The 17,949-nt window shown below is 50.1% G+C and carries 20 protein-coding genes; 4 read left to right on the forward strand and 16 right to left on the reverse strand.

From position 1 onward, the window contains the following. Positions 1-90: 90 nt before the first annotated feature. The 6 genes from I6L74_RS11055 to I6L74_RS11080 all read right to left on the reverse strand — a co-directional run bounded on the left by I6L74_RS11055 (position 91) and on the right by I6L74_RS11080 (position 4,304). A complete protein-coding gene (locus tag I6L74_RS11055) occupies positions 91-2,424 on the reverse strand; it encodes a primase-helicase zinc-binding domain-containing protein (RefSeq protein ID WP_059180012.1) in 2,334 nt (777 codons plus the stop codon). A gap of 14 nt (positions 2,425-2,438) precedes the next feature. Then, positions 2,439-2,759, reverse strand: coding sequence for a DUF5375 domain-containing protein (locus I6L74_RS11060; RefSeq protein WP_059180013.1), 321 nt, complete (start codon positions 2,757-2,759; stop codon positions 2,439-2,441). After that, the gene (locus tag I6L74_RS11065) at positions 2,756-2,983 is read right to left on the reverse strand and encodes a hypothetical protein (RefSeq protein WP_059180014.1); all 228 of its coding nucleotides are present in this window, start codon (positions 2,981-2,983) and stop codon (positions 2,756-2,758) included. The genes I6L74_RS11060 and I6L74_RS11065 overlap by 4 nt, the downstream gene beginning before the upstream one ends. Next, positions 2,980-3,531 (reverse strand): host cell division inhibitor Icd-like protein, encoded by a 552-nt coding sequence (locus I6L74_RS11070; RefSeq protein WP_059180015.1) that lies wholly within the window; start codon positions 3,529-3,531, stop codon positions 2,980-2,982. Before I6L74_RS11070 ends, I6L74_RS11065 begins: the two co-directional genes overlap by 4 nt. Then, positions 3,528-3,794: a helix-turn-helix transcriptional regulator gene (locus I6L74_RS11075; RefSeq protein WP_059180016.1), complete on the reverse strand. Its 267-nt coding sequence runs from the start codon at positions 3,792-3,794 to the stop codon at positions 3,528-3,530. Before I6L74_RS11075 ends, I6L74_RS11070 begins: the two co-directional genes overlap by 4 nt. A gap of 330 nt (positions 3,795-4,124) precedes the next feature. Next, a complete protein-coding gene (locus I6L74_RS11080) occupies positions 4,125-4,304 on the reverse strand; it encodes a hypothetical protein (RefSeq protein ID WP_164841560.1) in 180 nt (59 codons plus the stop codon). A gap of 41 nt (positions 4,305-4,345) precedes the next feature. Between I6L74_RS11080 and sid the strand changes: the two genes are divergently transcribed. From sid to I6L74_RS11095, 3 genes are read left to right on the forward strand one after another with little or no spacing between them, the layout of a single operon-like run. Beyond that, positions 4,346-5,080 carry a capsid size-determining scaffold Sid gene (gene sid, locus I6L74_RS11085; protein WP_059180017.1) on the forward strand — a complete coding sequence of 245 codons (735 nt, stop codon included), beginning with the start codon at positions 4,346-4,348 and terminating at the stop codon, positions 5,078-5,080. Next, positions 5,077-5,340, forward strand: coding sequence for an ogr/Delta-like zinc finger family protein (locus I6L74_RS11090; RefSeq protein WP_059180018.1), 264 nt, complete (start codon positions 5,077-5,079; stop codon positions 5,338-5,340). Before sid ends, I6L74_RS11090 begins: the two co-directional genes overlap by 4 nt. Beyond that, positions 5,337-5,903, forward strand: a complete 567-nt coding sequence (locus tag I6L74_RS11095) for a phage polarity suppression protein (protein WP_059180019.1) — start codon at positions 5,337-5,339, stop codon at positions 5,901-5,903. Before I6L74_RS11090 ends, I6L74_RS11095 begins: the two co-directional genes overlap by 4 nt. 228 nt (positions 5,904-6,131) lie before the next feature. On the opposite strand, the gene qatC is transcribed toward I6L74_RS11095, so the two are convergent. The 6 genes from qatC to I6L74_RS11125 form a co-directional block, all read right to left on the reverse strand. Then, positions 6,132-7,415: a Qat anti-phage system QueC-like protein QatC gene (qatC, locus tag I6L74_RS11100; RefSeq protein WP_059180020.1), complete on the reverse strand. Its 1,284-nt coding sequence runs from the start codon at positions 7,413-7,415 to the stop codon at positions 6,132-6,134. Then, positions 7,412-8,275: a Qat anti-phage system associated protein QatB gene (gene qatB, locus I6L74_RS11105; protein WP_059180021.1), complete on the reverse strand. Its 864-nt coding sequence runs from the start codon at positions 8,273-8,275 to the stop codon at positions 7,412-7,414. Before qatB ends, qatC begins: the two co-directional genes overlap by 4 nt. A gap of 2 nt (positions 8,276-8,277) precedes the next feature. Continuing rightward, the gene (locus I6L74_RS11110; protein ID WP_059180022.1) at positions 8,278-10,137 is read right to left on the reverse strand and encodes a KAP family P-loop NTPase fold protein; all 1,860 of its coding nucleotides are present in this window, start codon (positions 10,135-10,137) and stop codon (positions 8,278-8,280) included. Positions 10,138-10,373: 236 nt separating this feature from the next. Beyond that, positions 10,374-11,243 (reverse strand): phosphorothioated DNA-binding restriction endonuclease, encoded by an 870-nt coding sequence (locus I6L74_RS11115; RefSeq protein ID WP_059180023.1) that lies wholly within the window; start codon positions 11,241-11,243, stop codon positions 10,374-10,376. A gap of 385 nt (positions 11,244-11,628) precedes the next feature. Continuing rightward, positions 11,629-13,338: a pectate lyase gene (locus tag I6L74_RS11120; protein WP_059180025.1), complete on the reverse strand. Its 1,710-nt coding sequence runs from the start codon at positions 13,336-13,338 to the stop codon at positions 11,629-11,631. A 70-nt stretch (positions 13,339-13,408) separates the two neighbouring features. Next, a complete protein-coding gene (locus I6L74_RS11125) occupies positions 13,409-14,110 on the reverse strand; it encodes an oligogalacturonate-specific porin KdgM family protein (RefSeq protein ID WP_059180026.1) in 702 nt (233 codons plus the stop codon). 636 nt (positions 14,111-14,746) lie between these two features. Between I6L74_RS11125 and I6L74_RS11130 the strand changes: the two genes are divergently transcribed. Then, a complete protein-coding gene (locus tag I6L74_RS11130; protein WP_059180027.1) occupies positions 14,747-15,286 on the forward strand; it encodes a helix-turn-helix transcriptional regulator in 540 nt (179 codons plus the stop codon). Positions 15,287-15,305: 19 nt separating this feature from the next. Here I6L74_RS11130 and trpS read toward each other — a convergent pair whose 3' ends face one another. From trpS to I6L74_RS11150, 4 genes are all read right to left on the reverse strand, one after another. After that, on the reverse strand, positions 15,306-16,310 hold the full coding sequence (gene trpS / locus I6L74_RS11135) for a tryptophan--tRNA ligase (protein WP_059180028.1): 1,005 nt from the start codon (positions 16,308-16,310) through the stop codon (positions 15,306-15,308). Positions 16,311-16,507: 197 nt separating this feature from the next. Beyond that, a complete protein-coding gene (locus tag I6L74_RS11140; protein ID WP_059180029.1) occupies positions 16,508-17,320 on the reverse strand; it encodes a GNAT family N-acetyltransferase in 813 nt (270 codons plus the stop codon). Positions 17,321-17,363: 43 nt separating this feature from the next. After that, positions 17,364-17,750 (reverse strand): VOC family protein, encoded by a 387-nt coding sequence (locus I6L74_RS11145; RefSeq protein WP_059180030.1) that lies wholly within the window; start codon positions 17,748-17,750, stop codon positions 17,364-17,366. Next, on the reverse strand, positions 17,747-17,920 hold the full coding sequence (locus I6L74_RS11150; protein ID WP_156421721.1) for a hypothetical protein: 174 nt from the start codon (positions 17,918-17,920) through the stop codon (positions 17,747-17,749). Before I6L74_RS11150 ends, I6L74_RS11145 begins: the two co-directional genes overlap by 4 nt. Between the last annotated feature and the right edge of the window lie 29 nt (positions 17,921-17,949).

Raw genomic sequence — 17,949 nt, forward strand, 5'->3', positions numbered from 1 at the left:
AGTGGGTGATTAAAAGGTGAGGAGTGAAGAGTCCATTGTTCATCTTTGCCTCCTGAATGTGAAAAAACCGGCTTGCGCCGGTTTATCAGGTTAAATCGCGAGGGTGTCATCGCACTTGGGTAGCCAGTCGGAATTGCTTTCATCCGTCAGCGTGATGTTAGTTTGCGTCCCCTGCCGGGTATGTCGTTTCTCGTAATTCACCCCGTACTCTTTGAGCATCAGCGGTAGCCCCAGCCCGAACATTTTCAGGCTCAGGACATTCTTGTACCCGTTGGCTTCCATGTAGACCAGATAGGCGTGGTAAAGGTAATTGCGGGGCTGTCGTGGGACGATATTGGCGTTACCCATATACATTCCGTTTGGCTGTTCCAGTGCTTCGAGATAGCCACAAAAATCAAAGGCTGGATCTGCTTCACGTTTGATGTTGATTGCCTCCGCAGAGTTCTGCTGAGACTGGAGCAACGTCCGCGCCGTCATAGGGTCACTAAACTGCTGCATAAGCTGGCGCACAATGACGGCCAGCTCACAGGCAATTTTATCTTTCAGCTGTGGATCGCGTTCCTCCGGGGCGATCTGCTCCGGGAAATGCATAATCACCCTCCGCCGTGACACACCACCGCTGCGATCGGTGAAGCGCATCGGGTTGTTGTTCACGGCCAGAATCACTGCCGGAATATGAGTGGAGTACGCATCGCGGTATTTCGGATCGACCGAGACCGCATCGCCACCGGTGATGGCTTTTATACCGGCACCATCCCCGCTCCACTTCTCCTGATCGGGGAGAATAATCAACGAGTAACCAATTACAGCCGCACGTTCTCTGGATGATTCCAGCGTTTCGATAGTAGCTGAGGTAGTGTTATCCTTCCCGGCGAGCATGGTCGCAATCTCGGCCAGAATACTTTTTCCGCTTCCGCCGGGGCCGGTCACTTCGAGAAAGAGCTGCCAGTCGTAACGATTCGCCAGCACCATAAACAGCGCAGCAAGAATAATATCCCGTTTTTGAGCGTTTCCGCCTGCTGCGCGGTCGAGCCAATGCCAGAAATTCGGCGCGTGCGCCTCCAGCATTTCCCCCTCTACCGGTGGGGTAAAATCAACATCGCACAGCGTGCGTAGCCAGTGCGCTTTACTGTGGGGGCTGAATAATCCGCTTTGGGTGTCGAGCACCCCATTACGGAAGCCAATCAGGCGGCGCGCCGGGGCGGCCTGCTGCGGAATAATCAGCTTCAGGGTGTCCACCACAGAAGCAATTCTCCCCGACGAGAACGGGGCGCGCAGTCGCTGGAACAACCCGGCCACGTCGCGGGCAAAACCTGACGTCGGGATAATTTTCCACGTCCCGGCGTCATAGCGGGACAGGAGCTGGCCGTTGGCGTCCACGGCCAGCGCTTCGCCGTAATGCTCATGCACACGCATCGCCTTTTCGCTGGTACTCATGGCGGTAAACTCCGCCTCGCTCATGGTGTCGAACGGGCTTTGCGCCGCTGGCCGTATGGCACCGTAAATCGCTTTGCGCGTGGCGTCCTCACCCTGCTGCACAAAGGCATCATTCCAGTCACCGAATACCGGCGGAAGGGCAACCGTGCCCTCGCAGGCCTGTGCAGCCGCTGCGGCTTTCGTCTGGCCGTCGCCGCTGAGGTCACGGTCGGCAGCGAGCACAATCTGACAGGCCGGGTGTTTCTGACGGGCAAGGCTCGCCAGAGAAAGGAGGTTCACGGACGACAGCGCCACCATAACGGTCTCGCCGGTCAGGTGATGCACGGTGAGCGCGGTCGCATAGCCCTCCGCTATCCACAGGCGTTTTCCCGCCTCTTTTTTCCCGTCGATAAGGTGCCATGCCCCTTTTACCTGACCGCCTTTCAGGGTGCGTTTCAGACCCTCAGCGTTAATGAGCTGAACGTTAACCAGCGCGCCGGTCTCGTCCTGCAGCGGCACGACCGCATCACCGGCGCGGTAGGTCACGCCGCCGGTTTTGTGCGTGGTAGTCAGCGTCAGGCAATTAAGCGCAGGAAAACCCTTGCGCGTCAGGTAGGCGTTGCCGGTGGCCGTACATGCTTTGTCCATCAGTGACACGGCAAGCGCGGCAGCGGCTTTGCGGCTGGCGTCAGTTTCAGCATCAGCGGCGGCAATAATTTCCTCAGCAACCGGCGGCAGACTGCCGGTCAGGGCGCTCACCTTCCCGGCGGCCTCAGCGGACGACACACCAAACACCTTTTCAACCAGCTTGAGCCCGTCACCCGCGCCGCACTGGTTGCAGAACCACGTCCCGCGCCCCTCTTTATCGTCAAAGCGAAAGCGGTCAGAGCCGCCGCAAACCGGGCAGGCCTGATGGCGGTTTTTGATGACCGATACGCCCAGCGCCGGGAGAATGCGCGGCCAGTGGCCGCACGCCTGTTTTACGGTTTCCGTTACGTTCATTTTCATCGTTATTTTCTCCCTCAGTGCACAACCGGCGTATCGATATGACGGGCGCAGAGTTCATCCATGACGGCCATCCCGAGAAAGGACAGCGACGGCGCGGCTTTCAGTGGTCCGGCTTCCATTAAATCCTCCAGCAGCGCACAGGCAATCTGACGGCCTTTTTCCTCGCCGTGCTGGCGCAGATAAAATCCCTCCAGCTCGGCGGCAATAGCACTTTCCAGCGTATCGAGGGTGAGCTGAGGGTAGCGGTGCTGACGTTCGCACAGGGTCAGCCAGGCACAGGCCACGGCACGACGATACAGGGCGGCGCGTAATACAGGCGGTAATGGCTTTTTCATACGTTACCTTCCCCGGTCAGCCAGCGCTGGTTGCAGCGCTCGACCACGCCGTCGAGCTGGGCGGTCATCAGGTAAATCACGGAGTTGAGCTGCGACTGCTGCGCCGGGTCGCAGCGGAGGGTGGTGCAGTCCTGCTCCTGCATCATCGCGCTGACAAAGTGGCCGACGTTACGCAGGTGCTCAAGGCATTCGAGTTCTTTGATGCTGAGGGTGGTGTGTTTCATGCGTGCACCTCCGCCAGTGGCAGACGGCCAGCAAACGAGAGGATGTAATCACGAACGAGGGAAAGACGTGCGGCGTGCTCGTCACCGGCAACAGTGCGGAGCATACAGATACGGGGTTTACGGTCTGCGCGGCGAACGGCGGCAAACACGAAGACAAACTGAGGATGAGACAGGGTGAGGGTTGTAGCCATAGGGGCAACCTCCATTGAGTAGCGATAAATGCCACCACCAGAGTTCCTACGCTCATGGGTGGTGATCCGAACGGGGGTAGGAATACCGGCCTCAATGAATACCGGCCAGCCCGAAGGCTGCCCCGCCCGGACCACCATTATCTGACAGAAGCCACGGTGAAAACACCACGGCCCCAAAAATGGGAGTGCCTGAGCGACGACGTAAAAAAAGACGCATGGCGCGTCCGGTGTCGCCATTGAGTAACTCGGGTTCCTACGCCCGGCTGTCGATTTTGCAACAGCGGGAAAACTATACCTGGAAACGGCGAACAGAAGCAAGCCAGAAAAAGGGGCTTTGAGAAAAACGGCTATCATCATGCGTCACAGCTCCGGTTGCGATCGGCGATCCGCTCGGCCATCCATGCGGTGATTTCTGACTGCGCCCACGCCACGTTTTTACCGCCAAGCGAGATTTGTTTCGGGAAAGCCTCCCGGCTGATGAGGTCATAAATTGTCGAACGGGACAGGCCGCACAGGTGCAGTACTTCGGGCAGGCGGATAAAGCGCTCCTGAACGGCGTCAGGAAACGGCATTGGCGGGGCGACAGGCGCAGAAGACGGGGAAGAAAAAGCAGTGTGCATCGGGCTACCTCATAAAGTCCATACAGTGCCGGTCGTGTCCGTCCGGCCTCGGGTAGCGCTCTATTTTGTGAATATTTTCTCTCAGGGCAACAAGTCTTTTTGCACCGACTCACTACACAACAAACTGTTAACAAGAGAATGGCAAACAGTGGCAATCAATGACAATCGTTGGCAATTCTTGATAATCCAGAGGCAAATTTATGATTACTATTATTTATATATATTGAGTTATTAATCGTAAAAAAGTCTAAGCGGAAAGGACGAAGAAAAAGAGGCAGGTGAACAGTGGTGAACAGACGGTGAACAGTCAGACCCCCAACTGTTCACCCTTTAAATTACTGTATTATTTATATTTTTCTTTAAGGTGAACAGAGGTGAATAGTTAATACTAAAAAAACAAACAGAGAGGGTGGTTTTCCTGCGACCTTTCTCTGGCAAGCCTGCTTTTAAAAGTCCCGTCTGTACCATTCCTGCCACAACGGCAATGAGTCGAGTTGTTGTGTGGCGCACGGCAGAATCTCCTCAACCTGACACGTCTGAGGAGACACACCATGAAAGCCACCACTGTTCCTGATTACCTGAAACCGGCATTCCAGAAACTGGACGCGGCCAGAGCCGCCCATCTCGAAAACGCCCGTCAGATGGATGACACCACCACGGCGATGACCCGAACCAAAGAGCAGAAAGCAGAGCTTGAAAAGGAAAGCGGCAGCGAGGTCAGCGGATGGCGCGCGGCCTTTCGTGCCGGTGGGGCATTGCTGACGGATGAGCTGAAACAGCAGCATCTGGCGCGTGTGGCTTCCCGTGAGCTGGCGCAGGAATGCGACAGGCTGGCTGAGGTCCTGGCTTATGACAGCGACCGCCTGAAAGCCTCCTGTGACATTTCGGCCAGAGAATACCGTCAGGCGCATCACAATGTGCTGAGTGGATACGCCGGAAAAGAGCTGGATAACGCGCTGCGTGATACGTGCGGGGCGCTTGTCCGGGCGATGAAACTGAAAATGCTGACGCTGGGGAACCCGCTCGCGAATACCGTGGGGATTCAGGGCTATGTCGAACCCGATAAAGCGGTGATGCAGGAGGTGAAAACGTGGCTTGAACGTGCGGTGAAGGACTGTCACATCCGTCTGGCGGATGAGCCGGTGCTGTTTAAAGCCGGGCTGTCGGCTGAGACGCTGGCGCACATGAATTACGGTGTGGCAGTGACCAACGGCCAGCGTCAGGCCTACTTTAACAAACTGCGTGAGCGTGAAGCTGACCTGAAAATGCGGGGGCTGCTGGAATGATGCACTGCCCGTTCTGCAAAAAGGCGGCACACGCGCGCACCAGCCGGTATCTCTCGGATAACGTCAAACAGCGCTATCACCAGTGCACCAATATCGAATGCTCTTCCACTTTTCGCAGCATCGAGTCGATTGAAGAAATTATCCGGTTACCGCCTGAAAGTTTTACACCTCAGACCGTGCCGGATATCCCGATGTCGCCCCGTATGGTAAAGGGCTGTTACAGCTCACCGTTCCGCCATAATCAGGAGAAACGCTCGTGACCACCGTGACGCTACAGCAGGCCTTTGAAGACTGCCTGAATAATAAAACCGCCTGGCTCACCCGCAGGCAGGAATTGGCCGATGCCGAAAACGAATACCGCGAACTCATCGCCACCGGTGATGACAGACGCCCCCGGAGTCTGCAAACCCTGCGCGATATTATCGACGTCAAAAAGTGGGAAATTAATCAGGCGGCCGGTCGCTATATTCGCTCACATGAAAATGTACAGCGCATCAGTATCCGTCACCGGCTGAATGATTTTATGCAGGCGCACGGCGCAGAGCTGGCCGCCGCGCTTGCACCTGAATTAATGGCTTATAACAGCCAGAATCCCGCCGTCACTCGCTGCGTGATGCAGCACTCCGTCGATTACCTGCGTGAAGCACTGACCGTGTGGCTCGCCGCCAGTGAAAAAATTCATTATTCCGCGCAGGATAGTGACATTTTAACGGCCATCGGATTCAGGCCTGACGCGGCTTCGCGGGATGATAATCGTGAGAAATATACACCTGCACAAAACCAGAATTACGTGAATAAACGTGCAGAACTGGCCGCACGGTAGCCCGTCAGAGAATCCCCGTAAATCCCGCCATTTTCCCCGAATTAAGCCATGCATGCGTAAGGTGCATGGTTTTGCATGCGTTTACACACCCCCGCCGCCCTCGCCAGCGCCAGCTCTGGCGCGGCCTGAGGCTGCTGATGCACCTGCATTAAAAGCGGCCCCTTAAGCGGGCAGGCGTGGCGGGGAGAGCATTGCGCGCATTCTAAGAGGAACGCTATTTGAATAGACTTATAGGACTCCATGCTTTGTTAGAAGAGCATCAAGTTCTTTGAGCCCATTCTCAACTACATCAGAATAAAATTTCCGCCCCTCAGTAGATTTACTTGAGAAAGCGAGCGCTCCCCCTATAACATCATTAATTCCCTTTTCTCTGAAAAGTAAGCAGGCACGGGCAACAGCACCAATATCATTTGCTCCTTTTTCTCTTTCTGAATTAGGATTTCCTATATCATCAAAATAGTATTTATTGGTGGTTGTATCTGATATTCCGGCGCTTAGGAATGCAGCTCGGCGAACTAAGCAGGGGACACACCGCCCACAATGTTGATAATTATAGTAGCCAAAACGGCCACAGCTTGTAGTGTTACCGATGTGGTTAAGAAGAAGAGGAAGGTTTTTGCAATTTCTAATCATCTCACCTTTTGTATATCCTTGATAAGGACGTTTAATTGAAATATTCATTCCAGAAGAGTTAAAAATATCTTGAATGATAGCTAAAAAAACGGGATGAGTAGTTTTTGTACTAAGACTTCCGAACCTACCTTCGTTAAGTGGAATATTCAGGCTAATAAATCCGTTCTCAGGGATGTACAACTCAACTGGATTTTTAGTTTTTAAAATTGTTGCAGCAAGAACACCGTACGAAATAAATATTAATGAGCGGCCACGGGTTGAGCGCTCAGTTACATGGGGGACTTTTATTCTGTGGTTCCATTGGTAATGACGTACCTTACCGTTTAGCGTTTCTGAAAATTCTATTTGCTTCTTAGAATCGCCTTTTGCCATTTGTGAAACAAAACATGGTGAGCGACCATTTTCCGTTAGATCAATTGCACCAATTAAACTATCCATCCCGCCAGACAGTAATGATATACAGTCCGCAGAGGAAGTTGTCAGTTTGGAGGGCTCTAAAGGATGTTCACCGCCATCATTTAGTTTTATTTCCCAAAAGTCACCTGTTAAAAAACGAAATGCATCCTGTAGCTTATCAAGATGTGGAATCCAATTGTCTTTGTTGCAAACCGTTATTGATAATTCAATCTCTCGAGTCCAGCCATCAGCGGTTTTTTTTCTTAAACATGCTAGGTCAGCGGCGCAAACTGACATTGCTATAGTCACAAAATCCCAAGTCACAACATCAGGATGAAAACCCATTTTTTTTAGTCTTATCCTCCAGTCTTGAGCTATATGACCTATTTTTTTGTTTGAGGGGATAGTGTAAAGAGAAAAATACTCAGTACCTTCTTCTAAAACCTCTGGTAAAAGCTTTTCGGGTGCGCATACTACTTTCATTGCAATGCTCCTTCATAAACAATAAATGTGTTCTCGAGGGCTTTATCCATTATTTTTTGAAATTGTTTAGTGCTCGGATTAGGAACTTCTTTTTTTAATTCTGATATTTGCTCTGAAATTTCTGACTGAAGATATTTTCTCATCATGTTTATATTTTTCATTGAGCTTGATGGTATGTTTTTTGATCCCTCAAACAATTGCCCAATTTCATGAATCAGTTTATTTTTAACTTCATTGGAAAGGTATAGCTCTATTAGATTCCAAATATTGCTGTCAATCATGCGAAAAAGATCTATGTCTTTATCTTTATTTATTAACTCTGATAATGCAAATGACATTGAATTTTTTATAGACTCCTCATCGACAGTACCCCCAGATGTTGTAGTTTCTGAAATTATTGCATCAATAATCTCAGATGCGGAGGGGTTACTTTTTAATAATTTCTGTGCCCAGTTTTTAACTGATTCATTATTACCTTCTCTCAAAGATAGTAATAATGATAACAAATTAGTCGCTGCGCGTGTTGATGTCCTCATTTTACGTGAGGCTTTCTTTGCACCGCCATTTCCTACTTTTGAGAAACTTCCAACCGCTTTCCTGAAGTGAGATTTATCTGAGCTCTCAGCATAATGCCGTAATTCTCTCCTGGCAGTGGCATATCTCCTAGGTGGTGCTATTCCATCAATGCTTTCATTATGTTCAACAGACGTGGGCTCCTGTGGTTCTACCTCCTCCCCGTCATCTGAGTTCGGGTAGCTTATTTCTCCCGAACCTATCGGTAGGCTTTGGAGCTTGTCCTCCCATGGAGGAATGAATGGAACATTAGCTCCAGAGCCTGAACTAGAAGTCGAAGTACCCATATTTATCTCCTTGCTTTCAATTTAATTGCATTCAATGCTGGTTTATTTGTATTAGGGTCTTTCTCCCATGACTCTAATATTTCCATTGCCCACGGATACTTTGCTATTAAAGGAATTAGAGGTGCAGGGCGTATATCAGCTGGTATTTCTTTCAGAAGCGATGTGAGCTCGCTGCTTAAAGAACTATATCCTGAGACTACAAACAGGCATTTTTTTAAATACTCAAAGCTCCATTGTTCTAAACGACACTTTACCTTGAGTTTTATTAGTATTTTCTCCGCCTCCGTCTCGCCAATTTCTAAGAGCTGTGGTGAAAGTATATCGAAAGTATCATCGGATATTAGTATTGACTCTAACAACGCTCTTGCATCATCACTAATTTCATCAATACTTGAAATGGAAATGAATTTTTCTCTACTGAGATATAATAATGGCCTTAAATCAATTGATGATAGACTTGGTTTAATGCCTAACCATGACTCAATAAATGGGTTACTCCAGCTGTTGTCGGGAGAAACATAAGGATTTCCTCTTTGCAATTCTCTTTCTAATTTTGCAATAAAAATAGGCTTTCCATCTTCACTCTCAGTAACAGCCCTCGCAAGATATTCGAAAGCAGTTGTTGTGGCGCATCTTTCAAATAGTTGCATTTTTACAAGAGCTTCAAATGAAATTGCTAACCCTTGTTCCTTAGCTATTTGTTGTCTTATAATCAAGTTGTTCAGAAATCTTTTTATCAAGCGTGGATTTCCTGCAATTTCTTTGGTGCTTGATAATATTTCGGAAATTTCGAGGGCGATGGTTATTTCTTTTTCAAGTGCGGATGAGTGCTTGCCAAAGGCTTCGTTTAACTCTTTTTTAGTCAATAACCCTTGCCAAGATTTCTTTGCTTTCTCTAAAATGATTTTTTTCGCTGACTCAGCATCTTCTTTGGGAATAATATTGTGGCGGACAGCCAGTTCTGACAAAAGAATAACTACATAGGCTTTGACATCATTAGTGCTTAGTCGCGGAACCCTTAGAGGAACTTGTATTAGTTTATCGAAGTAGTTAGTGACTAGATCGCTATCAAGATCAGTTTGCGAAAAATGGGAACGAACAGCACTGCGGATCATTCCTTCATCAGCTGCTATTATGAAAGCAGTTTGGGGTACAAATAAAAGTAATCTCATGGCTTCTAAAGTAGATATTGCTGTATTTGGCATGCATCTATCTAGGTCATCTACCAATACTACCAATGTTATATTTAATTCTTTTAGCAAGCTGGTTAAACTGGTTCTCAGTTCTTCAATTTGTCGTGGCAATGAAGAGGATTGTTCTGGGTTTAATATTCCATTGAATTGAGGTGCCAGTTTTGAGTAATCATCCTTCAGTTTCCCTACATCGTCCTCGGTTATTTTACCCGTTGAAGCAATACCACTTACAACGCCTAAAATCCCGCCAATTGGGCCAGCTACTACACTTCCAAAGATCGCTCCAGAAATTGCAGGTGCTGCAATCTTCAATGCTCTGAAATAATTAATTCTTTTAGCAAAAGAAACTGCTTTATCAATAAAGGTTTCTCTTTCTTTAGCAATTGATAATATTTTATCCGATACCGATTGTAGCAGTGCTAACTTGGCATCATCATATCCTTGGTACAGCCATGCGTTGAATTCCAAGAAAACATAGTCATCTTTGGAACTATCATTTTGGAGTTTTTCCCCAATCATTTTGACAAGGGATGATTTCCCCGTTCCCCATTTGCCAGATATCCCAATGGATACCGGCTCTCCGGCGGACTCGAAGACAAGACGTGTAGCAATTCCAGCTATCAGTTTAAAATTTAGTAAATCATCCGCAGTTTCAACATCGTTCCACATGTGTCCATACCATCGGCAAAAAGTGACTTCTTCACCTTATCCAATGCATTTCAGAGCTTGCAACATTTTTTGAGAATTAGATGATTGTTTTATGACGCAATCGTTGAAAGTTCTATGGCTGACATTAGAGAGATTCGTCATAAGGGGTCATTTTGGTGGTCTTTGTATTTGTTCTTTATATTAAATGTGAGTTAATACAGTATTTTATCTTTGTTTTTCGAGTCCGGCCTTCGCACTCACCCTCTAAACACCTCCCGCCGATGCCAATCCACAAACCCCTCTTTCGGGTAATTCCCTTTCACTATTGGTAGCGCAATCTGTGTCCCGGCAAAATCCCAGAAAAGCCGCTCAACAATTCCGCCGCCATTTACCGCCTCAGACACTAACACCTGCATATTTTCATCTAGCCCAATCGAACCCTTATCAAACGCCTTATGGTGAATTGCGCATAGCGCCAGCCCGTTTGAGATCTCACACGGACCGCCATGCTGTTTCCATTTGATATGTGCCGCTTCAAGTGCGACGGAGGCATTGTCATGTCGCATATTAAACCCGCAGATTGCACATTCGTAGTTGTAGGCGCGAAGCACCTGCTGACGGAACAACGGATCGCGAACTTTGCGAATCTGCTGAATATCAAAATCCATTTCCTCAGCGATCTCTTCCTGGATACTTTCAGGGAAATGAGCTTCCAGAATTTGCTGGGCCAGTGAGCCGATGAGGTATTTGTTTTTCGTCAGCAGCGCGTAATGCTCTTCATCAAATCCGCCAGCGACGTTGTATTCGACCAACTCTCGCGTCGGCGGTTGCTTGCTTCCCGCAGTTGAACAGTGTTCATCATTTTGAAGTTCCCAGAAGCCATCACCCTTAAGACGCCAGAAGGGCATATCAGGCCGGTACTGGGTACGCTGTGGACCAAAACGTTCCAGAAGACTATGCAGCTGATCGCGCACTTCTGTCCCGTAGTTAAACAGGCGAGCGTGGCCGCGTTGATAGTTTGCAAGAACATAAAGAAGCAATAATGGTTTATGCGGCGCACGTTGTTCACCCTTGCGCCAGATGGTGATGTTGGCAATTGCCTGTTCTAGATTTTTGCTGGACGTCATCGCGTTATATAAGAAGCTAAATAATTGCGAGGATGCTCGCGAAACTCCATCCAATCAACCTACTGGTTTCTCACAACGAATAAAAAAAGCACCCAATGACGCCTTCTTCCCTCCATTGATTTATCCGCTTTTTGCAACCTTTGCAGATAGCACCCCGATGAAATCCATAACCTGCTTTTGCATGTGCAATGGCGGTTTGCTGATTTCACGCACCTGTTTCTTTAACTCGGTTTCTTCGAGATCTGTGTGTTGCCAGCAATCTGCTCGTCGATCCTGCCGATCGGCAGGTCGCGATTTCTCTTCACTCGGGAAAACGTGCTGAGATTTTCCCCTGCTGGCGGAGCGCCACGCAAAAATTTCCCCCATCGGGTGATGGGGGAGGAGTTTACTTCTTGCCGTTAGGCTTGAGCAGTTCACCCGGCTTAAGCTTGAACAGCTCATCGTCACGGGTGGAGTAGCGAACCGTCCCGTCCGACATCAGATAAGCGCCTTCGGTGAATCCCGCACCGTTCAGGAACGGCGCAACCGCGTCCGATTTATTGTTGAAAGCCGCTTCCAGCGCAAGCAGTGCGTAAGGCGCAATATGGTCGATGTTGGCAAACTCAGCCTGCGGATCGTCCACGAAGAAGCCGTTCACGCGCTGGGTGTTGAGGATATTTTGTCCCACGCGATCAGCCAGCGTCAGATACGCTTTTTGCCCCGTCGCCTGCCACAGGTCGATCAGCGCAAAAATGGCATAGGGCTCGTGGTTATCCGTCTGCATGTTCAGCGCGAGTTTTGCATCGCCGTGCTCACCGATATCGCCAAGATTCTGGCCTTTGGCGATGCCGCGTGCTACGCGCCAGATGGCGTGATCAGGTTCGAGCGTCCAGGCGCGGGCGTAGGAAAGCAGGAATTCATTGCCCGCAGGATAGGCTTTCAGTGTTGTGCCTTTTTTGCCGTAGTAGCCGTCCCGTTTTAAGACGTAGCCAGAGAGATCCGTTCCATTGGCCAACATCGGACGGAAGGTATTGGTCGGCTCGTCATAGGCGTAGGTGGCAAAGGCTCTCAGACCATCCAGCGTCCATTTTTTGAGATCGTTACCGTCGTTGCCCAGTTGTTTTGCCAGCGCCAGCTGCATCAGCGCGTTTTCGGAATAGAGTGTGCTGGTCCTGCCTTTCAGCAGCATATTGCCTTCCAGTGCGTCGAGGCCCAGCTCCGGACCAAACTGACGCTGGGCGCGATCGCCATACTTTGAGTGGGTATCGCTGTCATCGAGGGTGTCGGCGCGCTTGAGCGCCTGCGTAAACTGGTAAACCCCCAGCCCAGTTTTTTTATCGCGCGGCAGCACGTACTGCTCGGCAAGGCGCTTCGACCAAGTCAGCGCGCCCGCGTCACGATCGTACTGATAGAGCAGCGAAGCGGAGTAGATAAGATCGTTCCCGGCGTTGAGGAAGCTCAGTCCCTTAGTGGCAAAAAACGGTGGCTGTTGCTCAAAGTCGCTTTGCCACAGCGATCCCATCGCTTTGCCGTACTCACCATGGCGGCTGGTTTCCAGTGTTTTCCAGTCGTAAACGTGCGCATTCCAGAAGGCTTTGATAAATCGCGCGGTGGCTTTGTCATTCACAGCAAACATCAGATCGTAATAGGGATAGGCATTCTTGAGCTCGTGAACCATCTCCTTTTCACTGGGGCCCTGTGGTTCAAGGGTTCTCAGGTCGATAAAACGATGCCCGCCCCACAGCAGCAGGCCGCTCGGATCTTGATAGTGGTCGAAGTAATAACGGACATTCGCTTCGGCCCGCTGTTTATATTTTGCCTCGCCGGTCAGATGAGTTAATCCCACCAGGACGCGCATCAAGTTCTGTTGGGCGGAGAAGTTGGACAGCACCGCCGCTTTGCCGTCCGGGAAGATCCACTCCATCTGTTTGCCTGTGCGCGGATCCACGCCGTCTGCCAACAGCGGCGAGTTATGTCCATATCGATCGCCAGCCTTATCGAGAACCGTGTCCGCGAACAGCTTAATGCTGCTCAAACGCTCACTGTCCTGTGCGAGAGCGGAAAACGAGAAGACGCTCAGAATACCCACCGTCAGCGCTATTTTTGAAATCTTCATTATTGTCCCCATAATAAAATAAGGGTTTAAAGAAACCCTTATTTATTGACACCAGATTATTACACGTTCATCAGAATGAATATTTCACACCAACGCGGTAACGCGTTTGCCTTTCATCCGTGACTTTACTGCCGGACACATTCCCAACCGCCATATACGGGGACCAGTTTTTATCAAACTTATAGGTGAGTTTAAAATCATGCGTCCAATCGTAACTTTCGCTGTCGGCTAATACCACGCCCGCTGAGTTCGCTTTTTTATAGTCAATTTCGTAGTCGAGCTGGTAATCCTTCAGGAATTTCCACGACAGCACGCTCGTTAAGTTATAACCGTTTTCTGACGTGTCTTTTGCGGTGCCAATATTGCCGGAGTTACGTTTATAGTAAGGACGATAACGCAGTGAGGCGCTGACGTCATCGGTCAGGTTAGCTTTACCGCGCAGGTAAGGGCGATAATTATTCGATGACGAGCTGGTATCCAGCGAGAAACCCGGCTCAATCTGGAAGGTATTATTAATTTTATATACGTAACTTGCTACCACTTCGGTGCCATTGCTGACGGTTTCATCAAAGGCTTTATCTTTATCCTGAGAACCTTTCCATTTACCTTCAAGGGATAAGCCAAAGCCATTGGCAAAGCGGTGAGACATTAACAGCCTGTCTTTATGACTATTACCGGCGCTGTCGTTCATTTCATGACGATAATCAAAGGTGACTGCGTGTGCCGCAATACTCATAAAAGGGACGGTAAATAATAACAATGAGCGCAACATAGAGATCCTCTATTTTTATTTTCCAAAGGTATAAGATATTCTCTGCCACTAAGCAGTTGGGTCGATAAAAGTAATAATTAAAATGGGCGTGTGGTGCCGGGTGCCTCCCGGTGAATTGAGCGCCGATTTCTCAATTCGTCCATAAAAACGAAATACATTGAGGGTTCCCTCATGTCAGCATGACCCCTCCGCTTAGGGGGATTCACCACACATAATTCTGTCATTCCCTGGTGTTGTTGTTTTTAGTAAAGGCTGTGATTTTGTGGAATTAACTTTTACACAAAATGAAATAGTGTTTTGAGATCGAGATCTGAATCTTAATAAGAGGCGTTGGATTATTTAAGGTCATGCTTATAAAGATAATCTTAATAATTATTTTATGTTTTAAAACAATAAGATATGGGTTTTTTGTTGGATTTTGCTATTATTTATAATACCGAGTTTAAGATATATCGGCAGTGTGTGGTAAATTTATTCCTGGATAAATGGCAACACACCGATGGAAAAATACCGTAAACTTATCGGCATAAATTACCGTGAAAGACACATCGAGCGTTTAGCAGGGAGTGAAGTTAAACAAACGTTAAACGAATTGGCGGAATAATAAAAAAGTGTCGTGACCTCTGGAGCCTCAAAATGACTATCTATGGAAAAGATCATTTATTCATTTATGGAGTAGAGAAAGTACTGAAGCAACTGCGTCGGGAGCAGCACGTAGGACCAAACGGCGATCCCCCCTGTGTGTATGTCACGTCGGGAATGGATATTCAGGAAATGTATTCTCTGTTCTTCACCACCCCGCCGGATCACTGTTCTATATTTATCACCTCCGAGCGGTACTTTGATTCACTTAACCGCCTGTTTCCGGGGCTCATGAAGCTATGCCTGTCAGAAAAGCTGACGGTCGAAGAACTGCGTCAGGCGCTTAAGGTGATGAGCCTGCTGTCGGCGCAGAATCAAAGTTCAGGCTATCTGCCTGATACCTTTAAATTTACCAACGCTGAACAGCAGATCATGAGATTGATTCTGCGCGGACATTCACTCGATGATATCGCGCGGATCCGCGGCGTGAGCCCTACTACCGTGAGCGTTCAGCGCAATGGCTTGATGAAGCGCACGGGAACGAAAAGCCTGATGGAGCTCTGTTCGCTTTATACCGCGATACGTTCCCATTAACTGCTCCTGACGAAAGGCGCTAAAACACCGGCACGCCCAGCCCCAGCTTCACTTCACGCAATGTCTGCTGGGTGATGTCGTGCGCGCGCTCGCTGCCTTTTTTTAGCAGGGACATCAGCGTTCCTTTATCCTGAATATAGGTCGCGCGTCGCTCGCGCATGGGTGCAATCAGCTCCTGCAGGCACTCTTCCAGCTCATTTTTACATGTTCTGTCGCCCAGTCCGCCCTGCTGATAATGCGCTTTCATCGCGGCCACTTTGGCTTTGTCCGGGTGAAACGCGTCGAGATAAGTGAACACCACATTGCCGTCAATTTGCCCCGGATCGCTGACCTTCAAATGCTTCGGATCGGTATACATAGCGCTCACCGCACGGTGAATGCTCTCTTCGCTGGCGGAAAGGAGCAGCGTGTTGCCGAGTGATTTCGACATTTTGGCGCTGCCGTCGATACCCGGCAGACGGCTGGTGTCGCTCAGCATGGCTTTGCAGTGGCGCAACACGGGCGCGGGCAGCAGGCTATTCATCTTATGGACGATTTCATTGGTTTGCTCGATCATTGGCAACTGGTCGTCACCAACGGGCACGACTTCGGCCTTGAACGCGCTGATATCTGCCGCCTGGCTGATGGGATACACCAGAAAACCGACCGGCAGCGAGCGGGCGAAACCTTTCTGCGCGATCTCGTTTTTCACCGTCGGGTTACGCTCCACGCGGGCGACGGTGACAATGTTCATGTACAGCGCGGTCAGCTCGGCGAGCGCGGGCAGGGCGGATTGCAGGCAGATCGTGGTGAGTGTGGGATCGATGCCCGCCGCCAGATAATCAGCCAGCACTTCAGGAATGTTGTCGCGGATTTTTTGCGGATTGCTGCCGTTATCGGTCAGACCCTGCAGGTCGGCGACCAGAACATACTGCTGATAGTCGTGTTGCAGTGCCACGCGCTGGCGCAGCGAGCCCACAAAATGGCCGAGATGCAAAGGGCCGGTGGGACGATCGCCGGTCAGAATAGTGGTTTTGGTGTGCATAAATGACTCCTTCATTTTTAAAAGCCGAAAGGAGTCTTTAGAAACGCAAAAACCGCCTTTCGGCGGCTATTGGAAATGGGAAAAACACATTTGGGCCGCCTTTAAGAAGGCAGCCACCAGCGGTTGATTGGATTGACGCTGAAATGTGTATTCATCAAATTACCGTACCATGGCTGAGCGCAGGGGTAAAGCGGTGCTCAGAGGTCCCAAATCATCTCATGCTGCGCCATCGACGCTGGCAGATATCCACTTCCAGTGAAAAGAGGCGCGAGACAACCTGGCACCGCAACGGGGGTAAAAAGACCTGAATAGCGCGCATTAAGTTCCTGGAGCATTCGCCGCGCATTACCCTGGCCTCGCATCGCCGGCTCAACAAACAGAAAGCGCAGCTGCGGGGCAGGGGTCTGCGTGGTGATAGCGGCCCAGGTTCCGGCGTTGTCCGTCAAAACCTTGCCGGGAAGAACGGTCAGCATCTGGGGATCAAGCAGCCAGGGCGTGGGCTCAGCCGGTGCGCGAAAGACGGCGCGTAGCAGCGCATCGGGTGGAGTGGAAAAGAGTTCTGCCACGGGCGCATTCTGCGTTTCGGCACTTTTAAAGCCCTTTAAGCCCTGCGTGATGCGAAAACCCAACGACTGATACAGCGCAACGGCAGCGGTGTTTTCCGCAATTACTTCCAGGTAAAATCGTTCAACACCGCGCGTTTTTAGTGTCTCAAACAGAGGTGCGAGCATGGGTTTTGCCAGCCCCTTCCCGCGAAATGCAGGGCTAATCGCAAATGCCGCCAGCCGAGCAGCGTTGGCGCGACGCGTAATAATGGCGATTGCTGCCGGTTCGCCATCCACTGTCCATACGCAGGAATCCTCCACGCTCATTCCTTCTGCCCGAAAGCGCAGCGCAAACGCGTCTGGCGTGAGCGATACCGGCACAAAATAGTCCTCGAAGCAGCGCTCAAGAATGTCGGTAAGTTCTGCAAAACTGAAGTGAAGCGCGCTAACGGTGGTCAGTCCCATGGCGATTGTCCCTGCGTGATAGATGGACAGTCAGTGTAGCGGATTACTCGCCAACCAGCTCGATCCGGTTGCCGTCCGGGTCCGCAATCACCGCTTCATAATAGCCATCACCGGTCATGCGCGGGGCGCTTAACAACGTGCCGCTCTGACGGGCGTTTTCCGCCATCCGATCGACGTCCGCTTTGCCACCGACGTTGATGGCAATATGCGCCCAGCCGACAAATTCCGCAGCCGACGGCGCGTCAGCAAGTTCCGGTAATGCCATCAGCTCAATCGTAGGGCCGTCACTTAGCGTAATAAAATGCGATTCAAACCCAGGGCGGTTTTTGCTGATGTAACGTTCATTACTCTGGCCGGCAAAAACCGTTTCCCAGAACTTAACCTGCGCGTCCAGATGGCGGGTCCAGAGTGCGACGTGTGCAATGTTCATATTTGTCCTCGTTGTCTGCTGTTAACCGTTGAGTAGCGATCGACCTGGCGGGCGGGCAGCTCTTCCTGCGCTACTTTCTCGCGCGATCGTTCTGCCTGAACGGGCTGAAACCAGAAACCCTCATTGGGCTTACTGGCGACAATTTGCGGAGGCTGATGAGTCAGTTTCATACGGAAACTCCCGTGGATTGACAGGCCGG

It is taken from the genome of Lelliottia amnigena (assembly GCF_019047465.1).
Classification (GTDB): Bacteria; Pseudomonadota; Gammaproteobacteria; order Enterobacterales; family Enterobacteriaceae; genus Enterobacter; species Enterobacter amnigenus.